Here is a 17,393-nt window from a genome sequence, read left to right on the forward strand (position 1 = left end):
TGATGATACACCTCAAAGACATCAACAAGACCTACTTTGGAGCCCAGCCCTTGCACGTGCTCAAGGGCATCAGTCTTGACATTGACGAGGGCGAGTTCGTTTCAATCATGGGTGCTTCAGGGTCGGGCAAGTCCACCTTATTAAATATACTCGGCATTCTCGACAACTATGACAGCGGTGAATACACGCTGGCCGACACGCTCATTCGCGACCTCAGCGAGAAGCGCGCCGCCGAATACCGCAACCGTTTCATCGGTTTCATCTTCCAGAGCTTCAACCTCATCGGCTTCAAGACAGCCGTGGAGAACGTGGAACTGCCTCTGTTCTACCAAGGTGTGTCGCGCCGCAAGCGTCATCAGATGGCCCTCGACTATCTGGATCGGCTGGAGCTTTTGCCCTGGGCCGACCACTATCCCAACGAAATGTCGGGCGGACAAAAGCAGCGCGTGGCCATCGCCCGCGCCCTCATCACCAACCCCAAGATTATTCTCGCCGACGAACCGACGGGTGCCCTCGACTCGAAGACGAGTGTGGAGGTGATGGCCCTGCTCAAGAAACTCAACGTCGAAGAGCGCAAAACCATCGTCGTGGTGACGCACGAGAGCGGCGTGGCCAACGAGACCAACAAGATTATCCATATCAAAGACGGACTCATCGGCTGTATCGAGGAGAACCTCGACCACAACGCCTCGCCCTTTGGAGGCGCGGGACCGATGAAGTAATTCAAAACTTAGGATTCAAAATTCACGATTTCCTTCTCTTTTTTCTTGTCAAATACCAGTCTCTATGCGTGATGTTCTCGAAGAAATATGGGCCACGGCCCGGCGCAACAAACTGCGCACGGCACTCACGGGCTTTGCTGTAGCCTGGGGCATTTTCATGCTCATCTTTCTGCTGGGAGCCGGCAACGGACTTATCAATGCCACCCAGCAGAACTCCGACCGCTTCATGGCCAACTCGATGCAGGTGAGTGGCGGTGTCACGTCCAAGGCCTATCAGGGACTGATGGAGGGCCGGGACATCACCCTTAACGACGCCGACATGCAGACTACTCTGCGTCGGCACGAGCAGGTAGTGGACACCATTGGGGCCACCATTGCGCAGGGCAGCGTGCAGGTTTCCGCGGCCGATAACTACGTGAACAGCACGCTTCGCGGCGTCTATCCCAATTTGCAGCAAATCAATAAGATAGTGATGCTCCACGGTCGCTTTGTCAATGATATTGACAATGCGCAGCAACGCAAGACGCTCGTCATCAGCGAGACGCAGGCACGCGAGCTTGTCGGCAACGGCAGCCTGGCCTCACTGGTGGGCCGCTACGTCAAGGCGGGGCAGTCGGCTTTCCGTGTAGTGGGCATCTATCAGAGCGATCAGAGCGGGATGAACACCGACGCCTATTGCGCTTTCACCACGCTTCGCGCGCTCTATAACCGCGGCGACAAGGTGGACAGAATCGTCTTCACCTTTCACGGACTGGAGAGTCAAGAAGCCAATGAGGCTTTCGAGAAGCAGTACAAGGCCGAACTGAACACCAACCACCGGGCAGCCCCCGACGACGATAACGCCGTGTGGATATGGAATCGCTTCACGCAGAACCTGCAAATGGAGATGGGAATGGGCATCATCCGCACGGCCTTGTGGATTATTGGCATCTTCACCTTGCTCTCGGGAGTCGTTGGTGTGAGCAACATCATGCTCATCACCGTGAAAGAACGTACGCGCGAGTTTGGCGTGCGCAAGGCCATCGGGGCCACGCCGTGGTCCATCTTGCGGCTGATTATCATCGAGAGCATCATCATAACCACCTTTTTTGGCTACATCGGCATGATGCTCGGCGTGGCCGTCAACCAGTACATGGATGCCACCGTAGGCCACATGCAGGTGGACTCCGGCCTGTTCAAGGCCACGATGTTCGTCAATCCCACCGTGGGATTCGACGTTTGCATCGAGGCCACTGTGGTGATGATCCTCGCCGGTACCATGGCCGGCATCATTCCGGCACGCTGTGCCGCCCGCATCCGTCCCATCGAAGCATTGAGAGCAGAATGAAAATAGACATCGATACTTACCGTGAAATTCTCGACACGCTGACGCGCAACAAGACGCGATCGCTGCTCACCGGCTTCGGCGTGTTCTGGGGCGTGTTCATGCTCGTGGCCCTCATCGGGGGCGGTGCCGGCCTGAAAGAGTTGCTCTCGAACAATTTCGCCGGCTTCGCCACCAACTCGGCCATCGTCTTTGCACAGCCCACCACCAAGCCCTGCGACGGCTTCCGGAAAGGCCGCGAGTGGAATATGGAATATAAAGATGTGGAGCGGCTGCGGGCCCAGGTGCCCGAACTCGACGTGGTGTCGCCCGTCATCTCCATGTGGCAGCGCACCGTGGTCTTCGGCGACAAGAAGACCACGGCCTCGGTCAAGGGGCTGCTGCCCGAGTATGCACGCGTGGAAGAGCCCAGCCTGTACTACGGCCGCTATCTCAATCAGATGGACATGGCCCAGCGGCGCAAGGTGTGCGTGCTTGGCAAGAAAGTCTACAAGTCGCTCTTTCCCGGCGGCGGCGACCCTTGTGGACAGCTGGTTCGCATCGACTCGATGTATTTCAACGTGGTGGGTGTAGACTATAGTTCGGGCAACATGAGCATCAACGGCTCGGCCGAGGAGAGTGTGGTCGTGCCGCTTACACTGATGCAACAGGCCTACAATATGGGCAGCGAGGTGCACCTTATCTGCGTCACCGGCAAGCCCGGCGTGACGATGAGCCGCATCACGCAGCACATCCGCGGGGTCATTGCACGGGCCCATCACGTGGATCCCATGGACGAGAAAGCCGTGTCGGTGTTCAACACCGAGGTGATGTTCGGCATGGTCGACAGTCTGTTCAAGGGGGTCAACTTCCTCATCTGGCTGGTGGGCATCGGCACTTTGCTGGCTGGAGCCATCGGCGTGAGCAACATCATGATGGTGACCGTGCGGGAGCGCACCACCGAGATTGGCATTCGGCGGGCCATCGGGGCCACGCCGCGCATGATTCTTTCGCAGATTGTTTCCGAGAGCATTGTGCTTACGGCCGTGGCCGGCATGAGCGGCATCCTGCTGGCAGTCATCATTCTACAGATGCTAGAGGTGGGCAATACCACCGACGGCATAGCCTCGGCCCACTTCCAAGTGGGCTTCTGGACGGCTCTGGGGGCCGTGGCCTTGCTGAGCGTGCTCGGCGTGCTGGCCGGTCTGGCACCGGCTGCACGGGCCATGAGCATCAAGCCCGTGGATGCCATGCGCGACGAGTAGGCTCGGTTGACAGCCCTCCCGGACATGGATGGGGAGGGCTCCCGACTGTGGGAATCCTTGGAGAACAGGGCATGCGCACATAGGAATTAAACAAGCAAAAGATATGAAAAGGTACATCAAGTTTATGGTGGCAGCGGTGGTGCTGCTGATTTTCGTGGGCACTTTTGTGTTTCTGTGGATGAAGAGCCGTCCGCAGGCCGATGCCTACGAGGAGTTTTCGCCGGTGGTGCGCGACATTCGCAAGACCACCATCATCACGGGAAAGATAGAGCCGCGCAACGAAGTGAACGTGAAACCGCAGATTTCGGGCATCATCACCGACATTTACAAGCAGGCCGGCCAGCATGTGGAGGCGGGCGAGGTGATAGCCAAGGTCAAGGTGATACCCGACATGAGCCAGCTGTCGTCGGCCCAGTCGCGGGTGCGGCTGGCCGAAGTAAATGTGCGCCAGGCACGGGTGGACTACGACCGCGAGAAGACGCTCTACGACAAGGGGCTGGTTTCGGGCGACGAGTACGACAAGAAACGGCAGACCTACGACCAGGCCCGCGAGGAGCTGCGCGCCGCCAGCGACAACCTGGAGGTGGTGCGCGACGGCGTGTCGTCGCAGAACGCCAACACCAGTTCCACGCTCATCCGCTCCACCATCAGCGGCCTCATCCTCGACGTTCCGGTAAAGGTGGGCAACACGGTGATACTCTCCAACACATTCAACGACGGTACCACCATTGCCACCGTGGCCAACATGGGCGACCTGATTTTCCGGGGCAACGTGGACGAGACCGAGGTGGGGCAGATTGTAACAGGCATGCCCATGAAGATAACCATCGGTGCTTTGCAGAACGAGAAGCTCGGCGCCTCGCTCGAATACATCTCGCCCAAGGCGGTGGAAAGCAACGGAGCCAACCAGTTTGAGATTAAGGCGGCCGTGCACAGCGTGGGCGGCACGCAGATTCGTTCGGGCTACAGTGCCAATGCCGAGATAGTATTGGCCGAGGCCCGTGGTGTCGTCACGGTGCCCGAGAGCGCCATTGAGTTCAGCGGCAACGACACTTATGTGTATCTGGTGGGCGGCACGCCCGAGGCCAAAACCTATACCCGCCGCAAGGTAACCACTGGCCTGAGCGACGGCATCCATATTCAGGTGAAGAGCGGATTGGGCAAAGGCGACAAGGTGCGCGGCCCGAAGATTGTGAAGGACAGTGAAGGGAAGTGATGATTCCCCAACCAACATCCCCATGGTCAAGCTCAACAACAACTTCCTGCCCCAGGATGGGCAGTACCAGCACCTGCTGGTCTACAAGAAAGCAGAGTGCATTTGCGACCTCACTTTCTACTTCTGCCACCACTTTCTCGACAAATACAAGGATCGTACCGTGGACCAAATGATTCAGGCGGCGCGCTCGGGCAAGCAGAATATCGTAGAGGGAACGGCAGCGTCGGCCACCTCGAAAGAGACGGAAATCAAGTTGATGAATGTGGCCAAGGCCAGCCATCAAGAGTTGTTGGAGGACTATCGCGACTATCTTGCCCACCACGGCTTCCGGGTATGGCAGCCTGGCGATGCCAAATACGAGCAGGTGCGCCGGGCCTGCCGGGCCCACAACGACCGCGAATACTACATGCGCGACATCGACAAACGCAGTGACGAGGCACTGGCCAATATCTGCATCACGCTCATCTGCCAGGAAGACCAGATGCTGCGCAACTACATAGAGAAGCTCAAACAGAAGTTTCTGGAGACCGGCGGCATCAAGGAAGAGATGACGCGCGGCCGTCTGGCCTACCGTCAGCAGCACCCGCAGAGCCACCAGTACCCGGCCAACGACCATGAGTATGCCCGCCGCTGCGACGAGCTCATACGGCGCGAACAGGCCGCCTTGCAGCGCGAACAGCAGTTGGCAGCCCGCGAACGTCAGCTCGCCATCCGTGAGCAGGAAATAGCCCGGCTACTCAGAATGGCGGGAAGTGAGGGAATAGGGGAGGATAAGCAGCCGTAGGAGGGGATAGGTGCCTATCATTTCCTATCCAAAGCCTATCACCACCTACCAAATCCTATGCCCTCCCATCGGCTTACCGCACGATTTTCTTGCCCCCTTGGACATAAACCCCGCGGCGTAAGGGGGCATTGGCAGGCAGTTGCACCCCTTGGAGGGTATAGACGGGCGAGGCATCCGAGGTGTTGGCAGAGGACTGGGAGGCGTTGACAGAAGGTTGGGAAGCACCGGCAGAGGGCTGGAAAGTGCCGGCCGCTGGCCGAGAGCTGCCAGCGAGGGGCGGGGCAGCGATGCCCGTGGGGTCGAGCCCGACAAACCGTTGCAGCTCGAAAAGGGCGGCGAGGGGGCGGCCCGTGTTCTGCGTATAGAGCGAGGCATTCCACCAGGAACTGCGGGCCGGATTCTTATCGGCCCAGAACTCATTGTCTTCGGGCAGCCACCAGAAGAGGCCGGTGACGCGGCTGTGTCGGGCGAGCTCGCCGATGAGGTCGAGCGTGAACTGCCTCTGGCCGGCCTCGGTCACGGGCCATGCTCGCTGCACGGCACTGCTGTAGTCGCCATTGAGCGACCAGCGGGCCCCGTAACCCGTCTCTACAATCATGATGTCTTTGTCAGCATGCTGCGCCTCCAGCGTGGTGAGGGTGGAGGCGAGGGTGGAGAGCGGGCCGTGGTAATCGGGGTAATAGCTCAGCCCGATAATGTCGTAGTCCACCCGGTTGCCCAGCGTATTGTAGAAAGTGGTGACGTTCCAGGCACTGCTCAGCTCGGTGTGGACAATGATTTTGGCCTGTGGACACACCTCGCGGCAGCCCTTGATGCCGGCCTGCAGATAACTGACGAAGTTGGAAAAGCTGCCCGTGTCGTATTGGGAGCCGTCGGGATAGCAGCGCCCGGTGGGCCAGAGCATGCCGAATGTCACCTCGTTGCCCGGCTGAATGAGGTCGGGAGCCACGCCGTTGGCCTTGAGATGTTCCAGGCAGCGCACGGTGTAGCGGTACACGCTGTCGGCCAATACCGAGGGGTCTGAGCTGGTCCAGGCCGATGGTGTGGCGTGCTGCCCCGGGTCGGTCCAGGTGTCGGAGTAGTGGAAATCGAGTATCAGCGCATAACCTTCGGCCTTGATGCGGCGGGCCAGGGCCGTCACGTAGTCGAGGTCCTGGCGCACGCCCTCCTGCCGGTGGGCGGCCGGAGCCTTCGACGGGTCGACGAAGAGGCGCACGCGCATGGCGTTCCACCCGGCCTCCCGACCCAGATAGGGCAGGAGCTGCACCTGCGTGCCGTGGGTGTCGAGATAGTGCACGCCGTGCTCTTCATAGGTGGGCAGCAGCGAGATGTCGCCGCCCACATACTTCTGCGCCCCGGCCAGCAGCGGGCAGAGACACAGCAGGGAGAATAGTTTTTTGATGTTGTTCATCGTCAATCAGTTTGGGTTGATGGCTGCAAAGGTACGAAAAGAAAACAGGAGTAGGGGAGGTTGGCCAAGCCAACTTCCCCTACTCTTGAGAAAAAAACGGGAATTGCCGAGGCCGAAGCCTATTTCACCACTTTCTTTCCCCCGTGCACGTAGACGCCTTTCTGCGTGGGCCGACCGCCGAGGCGCATGCCCGAGAGCGTGTGCCAGGCCCCGTCGTCGCCCGTGGCCACGGTCATGCCGCGCTGAATGTCGAGTGTGGGGTTGGCCTCGGTGGTGCCGATGTTGTACCAGCCGCCGTCGGTAAAGGTCATGTCCTTGGTCTGGTTGGTGCCCACGCCGCTGCTGCCGTTGTTGAAGATAATCATCGCCGGCGGCGTGGTCTCCGTGCCATAGTAGCACCATTGCCACACATAGCCGCCGTCGCCGGCCTTGGCAATGCGGTAGACGTGCTCGTTGTCGCCCGGCCACGAAGCGTTGTTGTCGGGGGTGTAGTTGGCTCCATTCTCCACCCAGGCCCAGGCGTAGACGTCGGCTTCGCTGCCCCACGAGGCCGGTGCAATGAAGTAGGCGTGGTAGGTGTAGCCGGCGGGGGGAGTCTCATAGACCACGGGATCTTCCACTTCGCCCCCCTTGATGGTGTACTGTCGGATGACGGTGTGGGTCACCTGCCCGCCCACAAGGAGCCCCACTTTGAGCGTGCAGTCCTGCCCGATGGCGACGCTTGTGCCGCTGTCCACGGTCGTGCCGTTGGAGGCCGAGGGGTCGGAACCGTCGGTGGTGTAGACCAGCCGGGCCCCGCCGTTGGCCGACACGGCCGTAAGCCGGGTGCTGAAGGCCTCGGCATAGGTGCCCGAGGGCTTGTCGGCAAAGGCCACCTCAGTGGAGGGCGAGAGGTACAGGGCGTAGTGCCGGCCGCTGAGCACCTTGACGTAACGGCTGGCGGCGGGGTCGGTGAAGCCGCTGCCCACGCAGACGAGCAGGGTGCCGCGGCTGCCGTTCACGGTGTTGGCATAGTAGGCCTTGCTGCTGCGGTAGTTGTTGTAGCTGCTCGTATTGGTGACGCCGGCGGCCTTGCGCACGTCGATCATGGCCTTGATTTCGTTGGGGTAGGCCAAGTAATGCTTGTAGAACACGCAGGGTGTGCCCGGCATGGCCAGCATGTAGGCGTTGGCGGCCAGCGTGTCGCGGCGGATGGGATCCTGCTGGTTGGTGGCCGAACGCTGCTCGGTGTCGTGGTTTTCAACGAAAGTCACGGCATACTGGCGGTAGGCGCCGTTGTCGTTGGAACTGCTCACGAGGGGCCAGTTGTCATCGTTTTGCTGCCCCAGGCGGCTCCAGTCGCCGCTGCCCACGGCGTTGCGCACGGTGTAGCGGAACTGGAAGTCGAAGGCTGCCGTGGTCTTGCCGGAGCCATTGATTACGCTCTTGATCTTGGCGTCGCCGTCCCACACCTCGCCCACGGCGAACTTCGGGCCGGCGTAGTTGTTGTAGTCGGCCAGATGGCTGGGCGCAAATCCCTTGGCCACGTCGTAGCGGAAGCCCGTGTAGCCGAGGTCGTCGATGAGGTATTTGGCATAGGCCTTGACGATGGTTTGCACGTTCGTGCTCTTGTGGTCGAGGTCGCGGAAACCGCCGAAGTCTTCGCCCTCGTCGATGTTGCTGCTCAGCGTCACGCCCTCGAGGGTGGCTTGGCGGGCCGTGGCACCCCCGTCGTCGTTGGCCGTGATGTCCTGCGGCGTCATCTGATAGGTCACGCCTTGGTAGGTCTCGGCGGGGAAAGTGAACCAGCCCGAGGTGCTGCGGTGGTTCACCACAACGTCGGCAATGGTGCCGATGCCTTTGTCCTTGAATGTTTTCATCATGGACCGCAGCTCGCTCTCACTGCCGAACGACGAGTTCTGGTTGAAGTAATAGTAAGGGTCGTAGCCCATGGAGAGGCCGCCTTGGGTCTTTCCGCTCTGCGGCACCCACACCAGGTCGAAGTATCCAGAGAAGTCGGCGGCCTGCCTTTCGAGGCGTGTCCACTTGGCATCCTTGAAGCCGTCCCAGTAGAATCCCTGCAGCATCACGCCGCCATAGTCGGCCGGCCATCCTTGGGCGGCCATGGTCATGGGCAGCGTCAGGGCTGCCATCATGAAAGTGTGGAAACGTTTCATCATCAACTTTTTAGTTTGGTTCTGCCGCGAAGATACGATATTTTGGCACATCATCGTCTGTATGGGCTGAATCAATTGCCGTTCATTCCGTGCAAACGATTGCGCGTAGAGGGGTGGAAGAGTACATAAGGGGACGGCCCCATGGCTGGGAGCCGCCCCCTTATGCGGTGCGTCAGAGAATCAAACTCTGCTCTCGCGTTTGTCTTCTATGCAGATATAGACGTAAATGCCTATGGCAAACAAGGCCATCATTCCTATTAAAATAAAAGCTCCCATGGGTTACCTCCGTTTTTTATTGCCCGTACTATTGATGATCTTCAACCCAATGACAACAATGGAAAGCACAATTATGGCAATCAGAATATACCAATACCATTTCCATGTTGCAATGCCACTGAAGAGCGTAGATAGCAAGACGGCAGTAAAGATATACTTGGCTACATCCAGTAACCAGTCTCCTATCTTTTCCTTGGTCTTGTCCTTCATACGAAATTATAATGTAGAATATTCTCTTTTTCCCTACAAATTTAGGGGATATTCCTGAAAGAAGCAAATGATTCTCCCTTTTTCTTTTTACCCAATTCTTGGTCATGGTGCAGGCTTTGCGGTATCCACGCCCCGCGTCCACGCCGTGTTCGCCTCGTGTCTGCGGCGTAATCGCAGGGCGTTTGCGGCGTTTTCGTCCGGCGTTTACGGCGTGACGGCGGCGGGATGGCAGGGGGAACGGCCCGGGCCGGGGCCGTGAGGGCAAGCAAAAGGGGCGGCTCTCCTTGCAGAGAACCGCCCCCGGCGTGGTAACATCTGATGAAGCAGAGGTTACTTTTTGGTCAGCGTGGCGTAGTGTTTGCCCTCGCAGCTCAGGTAGAGCTTCACGTCGTAGGTGCCGGCCTCCACGTTGATGTTGGCGCCATTGTTGGAGGTGAGCTTGTCGAGCGTGCCGCCCCATGAGGTCTTCCAGTCGTGGTTCATGCGGAATTTCAGGCCGCCCGTCTTGGCGAGTACCACGCCGTCGCCCTCCCATGCCCCGCTTGTCGGGTTGTAGGCAAGGTCGATGTCGGTCTTCCAACCATCGTCGCTGAAGTCGCCGATGAGCGACACAACGCTCACCTTGTCCAGGCTGTAGGTCATGGCTGTAAGGTCTACATTGACTGCGTAGAAGCCCGTTTCGGGGGCCGGGCAGTTGCTGCCGCCGTTGTCGGCAATCTTTCCTTCGCCGTTGTTCTCCCAGTCGCCCTCCCAGTTGTTGCTGTTGGGCATGAACTTGAACTCGCCGTTCAGGTACATGAATCCCTGGTACTTGCCGTCCTCGCTGACGAGTGCCAGCGGGCAGGCAGCCTTGTCGCCCCAGCTGGTATTGGCCCCGCGCTCGTAGATATACTCGGCAAAGTTGAGGGCCGTCACCTTGTAGGTGGACTCCAGCATGTTGATTTCCACGCGTGCATACTTGGTTCCGGCGGGCACCTTGAGCGAGCCGTCGTCGGTCAGTTTGGCGCGGCGGTCGAGCTGTCCGGCAGTGCCGTCGGTGGCGTTCTGGCCGTTGCCCTCCTTGATTCCGAAGAGCTGGGTCCAGTCATCGCTGTTCACAATGGCGTCGCAGGCCTTGTCGTCGGCGATGGCAAACCAGCAGTCCTTGGAAGCATCGGCGATGGGGAACACGATGGTGAACACGGGATCGTCGTAGATGTTGGTCTCGCTATGGGTGAATTTCAGGCTGCGGCTGGCTGCCGAGGCCGCCCAGTCGCTGTTGGGACCGCCTATGATGTAGTAGGCATTGGCAATGTCAGGCGTGACGGCGGTCACGGTGTAGTTCACGGTGCCGGCGTCGATGAGGACGGCCTGGCCGCTCTTGACGGCGTTCACATACACGTGGCCGCTGAAGGTGCGGGCCACGGGGTTCTTGCCATAAGCGGCCTCGATGAGCGACTGGATGTTGTCCTTGCTGGCTAGTCCCTCCATGGTGGCGCTCACTTCGGTGGCTGTTGTGGCGCCCTGCGGCGTGAGTTCCACGCGGGCGTTGGCCAGCGCGTAGCCCTCGGGCAGGGTGGCGGTGCTCAGCGTGAACACGGGAACGGTGGCGGCGTCGGCCGTCAGGGTCTGTGCGGCCACGGCCGTGGCGGTGAAGCCCGGAATGGTGATGGCATCCTCTTGAGGGTTGGACTGCGGGTTGGCCCAGTCGGTGTAGTCCTCACTGCAGGACCCCATGAAGAGTCCTGTCAGTGCGAGCATGATATAAATAGATAGCTTTTTCATTCTTGTTGGTATTTAATCCTGAAGATGTGAATTACTTGATCGAGCCGGTATCCTTGCTGAAATTCAGATAAATCTTCTGGCCGGCCGTGCAGCCCACGCGGGCCTGGTCGCCGCCGTTGCCGCGGTAGGAAATCTTGTCGCCGTCGATGCCGACGATGAATTCCGACTTCCACCAGTCGTAACCGGGCACCTTGGCGTACATGCGCACGCAGCCGCCTTCGTCGGTTCCGGGCAGAGCGGGCAGAGCGGGCGACACAAATTCGCCGTCGGCCGTGGCGGGCACGCTGAATGCTTCGCCCTTGCCCTCGTCCCAGCCACCGATGGCTACGCCGATGAGGCGCACCTCGGGCTTGTTGAAGGTCACGGTGTAGCTCACGTCGCGGCCGCTCACCTTGGCTGTCACAATCATCAGATACCAGCCCGGATTCTTGGAGGCGATGTTGCCGCCTCCGTCCTGAATGTCGGTGCCCAGCTCACTCTCGGGGTCGATGGTGATGCCCGCGAAGCCTACTTCGCCGCCATCCCATGCCGTGGCCGTGTTGAACTTGATGCCCGATGCGTCGATGTAGACCATGTGCCAGAACTTGGCAGTCGTGTTGTCGTTGTCGCGCGAGCCGTTCACTTCGGTCATTGTCAGCGGGCTGTCCCACGACCAACCGCAGAAGTTGCCGGTGATGTAGAGGGCGCTCGGAGCCTGTGCGGCGGGCAGGGAGTAGGCGAGTTTCACGTTCTTCAGGCTCACCACGTTGGACACCACCTGGGTTGTGTCCATGGCTTGCTTGGTGGAAGCGTTCACAATCTTGGCCGTGGCGCGGAAGTACACCGGTACGGTCAGGGGGAAATCCTCGGCTTTCTTGCCGGCGTTGAGTTCCAGATTGGTCATGGTGCTGGCCACCTCATTGGCGTCGAGGACCAGCTGGGTGGAGGTGAAAGTCTGGCTCAACGTCACGGCATCGCTCATGTCTGCTTTCGTGGCCACGTCCACCGTGTACTGCGTGTAGACGGGGAAGCCGCCGTAGTTGGGCTGGCTGCAGGTGAGGTTGACGAACTGCGAGTGGGCCAGGTCAACCACGTTGTTCTCAGAAACGGCGGGCGTATTGAGCTGGAACGTCTTGGGAATCTGGAGCGTCGGGTTGGAGTCGTTGTCGTCTTCGCAGGCCGTGAAGAGGCCCACGGCGCAGAGCAGAAGAAAGGCTGACTTGAATATTGTTTTCATTGTCGTATGCTTTAAAGGGATTGATTAATAGCCGTCGTTCTGTGTCAGGTTGCTGTTGACGGTGAGGTCGGTGGTCGGAATGGCGAAGATGTTCTTCCTGGCGTCGAAGCTTCTGCCGGCCTTGGTGCCGCCTTTCCACTGCCACATGTAGCTGTTGCTGCCGCCGAAGTAGCCGAATCGGATGAGCGTGGGCCGGCGGAGACCCTCGAAATAGAACTCGCGGCTCCACTCGTCGCAGATGTCTCTCAGCGAGAAACTGCCTGTGCGGGTCTGTGCATTGGCGCGGGTGCGCAGGGCGTTGATGTCGGCCGTACCGGTTGCCGTGGTGTTGCCGCCGTTGAGGCGAGCGTCACATTCGGCGTCGATCAGGTAGGCTTCGGCCACGCGGAAGAAGAAGAAATCGGTGTCGGGGAACTTCGAGTCGGTGGCAGTCGAGCCGTCGCTCTTCCAGTTGGAGAACTTGCCTACGGCGAAACCGTTGGTGAAGGTACCCACCTCGGTGTTTTCTACGGTGCGTCCAACGCCGTCGAAGATGGCGCGGTCGTCGTTGGCTGCGTCGGGCATGGCGTAGGCGTTCACGTTGGGAGCGTCGTTCTGCGGGAAGAACTTGGCGATGAGATCAGGCCGGCAACGGTTGCCGCCCCAGGTCTGGGAGATGTTGTTGCCGGTGGTGCCGTCTTTCTTTACACACACGCTTCCGTCCATGCAGCCGGCCATGAGGAAGGTCGTCACGCCGTAGGAGGTGGTGCGGTTGCCCTGTTGCAGAATCGGGAAGATGCCCTCTACGGAGGCTCCGCTCTCGCCGTTGTCGCCCAGGAACAGCTTCTGATAGGCCGACCATTTCTGGCCGTTGGGATCGGTCGAAGCCGTGCTGTAGAGCTTGTAGTCGGAGCCAATCACGCGCTTGGCGTAGGTCTGCGCGTCGGCCCAGTGGGCTGTCCCCGTGTAAACCTCGGCGTTCAGGTAGAGCCGGGCCAGAAGCATCCATGCGGCTGCCTTGTCCACACGGCCGTAGCCGGCGTCGCTGGACTTCTTGGCCTTGGGCTCGGAGAGCGCGGGTTCAATCTCCTTCAGCTCTTTTACGAGCCAGTTGAACAGGTCGGCGCGCTTGATTTGCGTGGGGTTGTTGCCGTCTGCGGCCAGCGTGAAAGGCACGTTGCCATAGAGATCCAGCAGCTCAAAGTAATTCAGGGCGCGGAGGAAACGCACCTCGGCTGTCTTGGTGGCGTCTTCCGAACTGAACCGATCCAAATACTGGTTGCACACCGTCACGCCGAAGTAGAGACGGTAGTAGAAACCGCGAAGCATGGGATGCGAGGCGTCGTAGGCGTTGTAGCAGAACGACGAGAGGCCCTCGTCGCCCCAGCCGCAAATGGCTTCGTCGGTGGTCAGCTCGTTGGCATTGAAGAGCTGTCGCACGTAGCCCGTGGTGCCGCCGTCGAGCCCGGCGATGTCGCAGTCATTGTCCTCGGCACCCTTGTTGCCGGATACTGCGAAGTTGGCATAGCACTTGTTGAAGAGCTGGCTGCTCTTGATCTGTGTCGTTTTGTTGGGGTCGAGCGGTTCAACCTCAAGGATGTCGCAGGAGCTCAAGCCCATCGACAGCACCAGAACGGCAGCAGGAAATATGTTTTTGATTAACTGTTTCATTGTCGATTCCTATTAGAATTAGAAGTTAAGATTCAGTCCGACCATGGCCGAGAAGGGGCGCGGGTAGACGTTGTTGTCGATACCGCCGTACACTTCGGGGTCTATGCCGCTGTACTTGGTAATGGTGAACACGTTGTTCACGGCACCGTAGATGCGGCCGTTCAGGCCTGCCCATTTGCCGGCACGGAAGAGACTGTTGAAGCTGTAGCCCAGCGTGATGTTGTCACACTTGAGGAAAGAGCCGTTCTGCACGTAGCGGTCGGAGAGCACGGAGTAGGTCTCGTCCGATGTCCAACCGGCTGTAAGGGCCGAGATAGGGCGGTTGCTCAGGAACTCGTTGCGGTAGATGGCGGCCGAACCAACGTTGGCAGAGCCGGCCTCCAGGTTGTTGAACACATAGTTGCCGATGCTGGCACGGAGTGAGAAACCGAGGTCCCAGCTCTTGTATTCCAGGCGCGAGCTCAGGCCCATCGTCACCGGAGCCACGGGACTCTTGTAGAAATACTTGTCCTTTTCGGTAATCACACCGTCGCCGTTGCGGTCTACGACCACACCCTCCAGGGGCTTGCCGTCGGCCCCATAAGCCTGCTGGAACACATAATAAGAGAAAGCCGGATGGCCCACGGCGTGTGCCTGGCAGTTGTTTCCGGTACCGGCCGAGATGCCTCCTACGGGGATAAAGTAGTCTTTCACATAGGCTTCGGTCAGCCGAGAGATATTGTTCTGGTTGTAGGTGAAGTTGTAATCGATCATCCAGTTCCAGTCTTTCGTCTGGATAGGATTGAAGTGAATGGCTGCCTCCACACCGGTGTTGGTCATGTCGCCAACGTTCTTTGGCAGGGTGTTTTTAAAGGTAGAGCCTGCACCAACATTCACTGTACTGATGAGGTCTGTGGTCTTGCGGTAGTACCAGTCGATGCTGCCACTGATGCGCTGATTGAGGATTCCCCAGTCCAGACCGATGTTGTAGGTCGTGGTCTTCTCCCAGGTCAGGGCGTGGTTGGTGGCTACCGGGCGTGCCAGCGATCCGTCACCGTCGATGTCATAATAGGAGGTGGGGTTCACATTCAGGTCGTAAGTGTCGTAGTAGGGATAGTCGCCGATGTCGGTTCCGAGGTTCTGCTGTCCGGTGGTGCCATAGCCAAGGCGTAGCTTCAGGTCGGACAACCAGGAGATGTCGCGGAACTTATTCTCGTCCTTGATGCGCCAACCGAAGGCGAACGACGGGAACACACCCCACTGTTTGTTGTCGTAAGGCTGCAGCCAATTGAAGCGACTCGAGCCGTCGGCACGCACCGTTGCAGTCAGCATATAGCGGCTGTCCATGAGAGTCCAGTTGGCACGACCGAAGAAAGAGAGCAGCTTACTGTGGGTGATAAAGTCGTAAGTCTTGTCGTTGTACTTGGTGCCGGCCTTCGAGGCATCGTTGTAACCGGCGCCATAATAGCCATAATAGTTGTTGTGCTGGCTGCGCCAGAAGCGCTGGAACTCCGAACCCAGCATGATGTCAAAGTGGTTTTTGGCCGGGTCGTTGAAGTCGTGGTAGTACTGCGCATAGGCGCTGGCCGTGAAGTTGCGCTTCAGAATCTTCTCCCATCCGTGGCTGCCGTAGTAGATGTTCTCAGGCGAGGCGGGATCAACGTCGGTCAGCTGCTTGCCCTCGGCAATGTCGTAGCCCACGGTTCCGTGCAGACGCAGGTCTTCAAATCCCTGTATCTGATAGTCCACGTCAAGGTTGGCATTCAGGTCTTTGGAGTGCGCGCGGTCGTTTTTCAGGTTGAGCAGTGCCACGGGATTCTTGGTGGCGTTGTTGTTGTAGGTGTAGGCCCAGTTCTTGTCACCCAGTGGCGTGCCGGGCTGCGTCCACTCATAGTAGCCGCCGAAGTTGCTGTACATGGCATCGCTGCTCCGTACCGGCTTCGTGGGATCCATCCACACGGCTGCGCTGATGGCGTCGGTGTTGGCATATTTCGTGTCGGCATACATGCCTTTCACGTTGATGTTGAACTTCAAGTGGTCGTTGAGCAGACTGGGACTCAGGTTTACAGATGCCGTGTAGCGGTCGAAATCTGAGGTCTTCAGGATGCCCTGCTCACCCGTATAGCCCACTGAAACGCGGTAGGGGAGCACTGTGCCGAGCGAGCCCGAAAGCGTCAAGGCATGGTCTTGAGTGATGGCCGTGCGGTAGATTTCCTCCTGCCAGTTGGTGTTTTCCTTGCCCAAAGCGTTCTGTACGGTCTGTTCCTGCGAGGTGCCTTTGTACAGATTGGTCACGAATTTGCGGTACTGATCGCCGTCCATCACGTCGATGGTCTTGCGCTTCATACTCACCGTGGCACTGCCGTTGTAGCTGATTTGCACTTTCTGTCCCTTGCGGCCTTTCTTGGTGGTGATGATGATGACACCGTTTGAACCGCGGCTTCCGTAGATGGCCGTGGCCGAGGCGTCTTTCAAAATGTTGAAACTCTCGATGTCCTGAGGGTTTACAATAGACAGCGCATTGGACAAACCTTTCACGCCATTGTTGTCCATGGGGATGCCGTCGATAACGATTAGCGGGTCGCTGTCGGCGTTGAGCGAGGCACCGCCACGGATGCGAATGGTTGCCTTGGAGCCGGGGGCGCCGCCCTCTGTGGTCACATTCACACCGGCAATCTTGCCCGAAATCATTTCCTGGGCGTTCACCACGAGTCCCTTGTTCTTGCCATCCGGCTTCAAGGCAGTCACCGATCCCGTGAGGTCTGACTTTTTCACGGCACCGTAACCAATAACTACCACCTCGTTGAGAGACTTCTCTTTGCCCTCCTGCAACGTGATGCTCATGTTGGAAGAAGCCGTTCCTTTGTAGCTTTCGTACCCGATATAGTCCACGGTTACCGTGGCTCCGGAGTTGGCGTTCAGTGTGAAATTACCGTCGATGTCGGTCACCGTCCCGCCCTGTTGTCCGTCTATACGGACCGTGGCGCCGATGACTGGCTCGCCAGTAGCATCCACTACATGTCCTTTGACAACCACTTGCTGACCAAACGCAGTGGCTGCGAGAGCAAGGCCACATGCTAATGTGACGGCTCTGCGAGGCATTGTAATCTTTACCTGCTTCATCATTTTTCGTTTTAAGTTAACCTATAATTTATAAATTGTTTACTCGTCTTTAGGCTCCAACTCCCTTTCCTGTGTGGTAGATAAATCGTTGATAATGGGAATGGTTAGCGGTGCTCGCGGCACACTTTCACGCTGCAAAAATAAGCGTTATTTAATTGCCGTACACTTTTTTTAGCACAAAATTGTCGAAACGGTCGTGCAAACGTTTGCGCAATTCAATGCAAACTTTGTAAAAAACGGTGTACCGTGTTCACGCCAAAATCCTTATTTTTGCAACGAGAAAGGCGCGGTTTGGCCTTTTTGGACGGCCGGCCGCGC

12 protein-coding genes are annotated in these 17,393 nt (G+C 58.6%); 5 read left to right on the forward strand and 7 right to left on the reverse strand.

The features are described from left to right. Positions 1-2 precede the first annotated feature (2 nt). From L888_RS0102855 to L888_RS0102875, 5 genes are all read left to right on the forward strand, one after another. Positions 3-722, forward strand: a complete 720-nt coding sequence (locus L888_RS0102855; protein ID WP_027951797.1) for an ABC transporter ATP-binding protein — start codon at positions 3-5, stop codon at positions 720-722. Positions 723-786: 64 nt separating this feature from the next. Then, complete coding sequence (locus L888_RS0102860) at positions 787-2,049, forward strand: ABC transporter permease (RefSeq protein ID WP_027951798.1); 1,263 nt, start codon at positions 787-789, stop codon at positions 2,047-2,049. Then, entirely contained in the window at positions 2,046-3,290 is a 1,245-nt protein-coding gene (locus L888_RS0102865) for an ABC transporter permease (RefSeq protein WP_005844923.1), read from the forward strand. The genes L888_RS0102860 and L888_RS0102865 overlap by 4 nt, the downstream gene beginning before the upstream one ends. A 103-nt stretch (positions 3,291-3,393) precedes the next feature. After that, positions 3,394-4,506: an efflux RND transporter periplasmic adaptor subunit gene (locus tag L888_RS0102870; protein ID WP_027951799.1), complete on the forward strand. Its 1,113-nt coding sequence runs from the start codon at positions 3,394-3,396 to the stop codon at positions 4,504-4,506. 22 nt (positions 4,507-4,528) lie between these two features. Continuing rightward, positions 4,529-5,290, forward strand: coding sequence for a four helix bundle suffix domain-containing protein (locus tag L888_RS0102875; RefSeq protein WP_005844919.1), 762 nt, complete (start codon positions 4,529-4,531; stop codon positions 5,288-5,290). 73 nt (positions 5,291-5,363) lie between these two features. On the opposite strand, the gene L888_RS0102880 is transcribed toward L888_RS0102875, so the two are convergent. The 7 genes from L888_RS0102880 to L888_RS0102910 all read right to left on the reverse strand — a co-directional run bounded on the left by L888_RS0102880 (position 5,364) and on the right by L888_RS0102910 (position 17,075). Continuing rightward, entirely contained in the window at positions 5,364-6,701 is a 1,338-nt protein-coding gene (locus L888_RS0102880) for a glycosyl hydrolase 53 family protein (RefSeq protein ID WP_027951800.1), read from the reverse strand. Positions 6,702-6,820: 119 nt separating this feature from the next. Continuing rightward, complete coding sequence (locus tag L888_RS0102885) at positions 6,821-8,857, reverse strand: alpha-amylase family glycosyl hydrolase (protein WP_027951801.1); 2,037 nt, start codon at positions 8,855-8,857, stop codon at positions 6,821-6,823. A 279-nt stretch (positions 8,858-9,136) separates the two neighbouring features. Beyond that, positions 9,137-9,343, reverse strand: coding sequence for a DUF6722 family protein (locus L888_RS0102890; protein ID WP_027951802.1), 207 nt, complete (start codon positions 9,341-9,343; stop codon positions 9,137-9,139). Positions 9,344-9,673: 330 nt separating this feature from the next. Further along, positions 9,674-11,107, reverse strand: coding sequence for an Outer membrane protein SusF domain-containing protein (locus tag L888_RS0102895; protein ID WP_027951803.1), 1,434 nt, complete (start codon positions 11,105-11,107; stop codon positions 9,674-9,676). A gap of 31 nt (positions 11,108-11,138) precedes the next feature. After that, a complete protein-coding gene (locus tag L888_RS0102900; protein ID WP_027951804.1) occupies positions 11,139-12,323 on the reverse strand; it encodes a SusF/SusE family outer membrane protein in 1,185 nt (394 codons plus the stop codon). Between the two features lie 24 nt (positions 12,324-12,347). Continuing rightward, the gene (locus tag L888_RS0102905) at positions 12,348-13,973 is read right to left on the reverse strand and encodes a RagB/SusD family nutrient uptake outer membrane protein (protein WP_027951805.1); all 1,626 of its coding nucleotides are present in this window, start codon (positions 13,971-13,973) and stop codon (positions 12,348-12,350) included. 18 nt (positions 13,974-13,991) lie between these two features. After that, positions 13,992-17,075: a SusC/RagA family TonB-linked outer membrane protein gene (locus L888_RS0102910; RefSeq protein WP_027951806.1), complete on the reverse strand. Its 3,084-nt coding sequence runs from the start codon at positions 17,073-17,075 to the stop codon at positions 13,992-13,994. Positions 17,076-17,393 lie beyond the last annotated feature (318 nt).

The sequence above is a fragment of the Hallella seregens ATCC 51272 genome (assembly GCF_000518545.1).
Classification (GTDB): Bacteria; Bacteroidota; Bacteroidia; order Bacteroidales; family Bacteroidaceae; genus Prevotella; species Prevotella seregens.

Excerpts from the sequence above, each read along its gene's own strand:
- L888_RS0102855 (WP_027951797.1), top strand. The coding sequence starts at position 3 with ATGATACACCTCAAAGACATCAACAAGACCTACTTTGGAGCCCAGCCC.
- L888_RS0102860 (WP_027951798.1), top strand. The coding sequence starts at position 787 with ATGCGTGATGTTCTCGAAGAAATATGGGCCACGGCCCGGCGCAACAAA.
- L888_RS0102865 (WP_005844923.1), top strand. The coding sequence starts at position 2,046 with ATGAAAATAGACATCGATACTTACCGTGAAATTCTCGACACGCTGACG.
- L888_RS0102870 (WP_027951799.1), top strand. The coding sequence starts at position 3,394 with ATGAAAAGGTACATCAAGTTTATGGTGGCAGCGGTGGTGCTGCTGATT.
- L888_RS0102875 (WP_005844919.1), top strand. The coding sequence starts at position 4,529 with ATGGTCAAGCTCAACAACAACTTCCTGCCCCAGGATGGGCAGTACCAG.
- L888_RS0102880 (WP_027951800.1), bottom strand. The coding sequence starts at position 6,701 with ATGAACAACATCAAAAAACTATTCTCCCTGCTGTGTCTCTGCCCGCTG.
- L888_RS0102885 (WP_027951801.1), bottom strand. The coding sequence starts at position 8,857 with ATGAAACGTTTCCACACTTTCATGATGGCAGCCCTGACGCTGCCCATG.
- L888_RS0102890 (WP_027951802.1), bottom strand. The coding sequence starts at position 9,343 with ATGAAGGACAAGACCAAGGAAAAGATAGGAGACTGGTTACTGGATGTA.
- L888_RS0102895 (WP_027951803.1), bottom strand. The coding sequence starts at position 11,107 with ATGAAAAAGCTATCTATTTATATCATGCTCGCACTGACAGGACTCTTC.
- L888_RS0102900 (WP_027951804.1), bottom strand. The coding sequence starts at position 12,323 with ATGAAAACAATATTCAAGTCAGCCTTTCTTCTGCTCTGCGCCGTGGGC.
- L888_RS0102905 (WP_027951805.1), bottom strand. The coding sequence starts at position 13,973 with ATGAAACAGTTAATCAAAAACATATTTCCTGCTGCCGTTCTGGTGCTG.
- L888_RS0102910 (WP_027951806.1), bottom strand. The coding sequence starts at position 17,075 with ATGAAGCAGGTAAAGATTACAATGCCTCGCAGAGCCGTCACATTAGCA.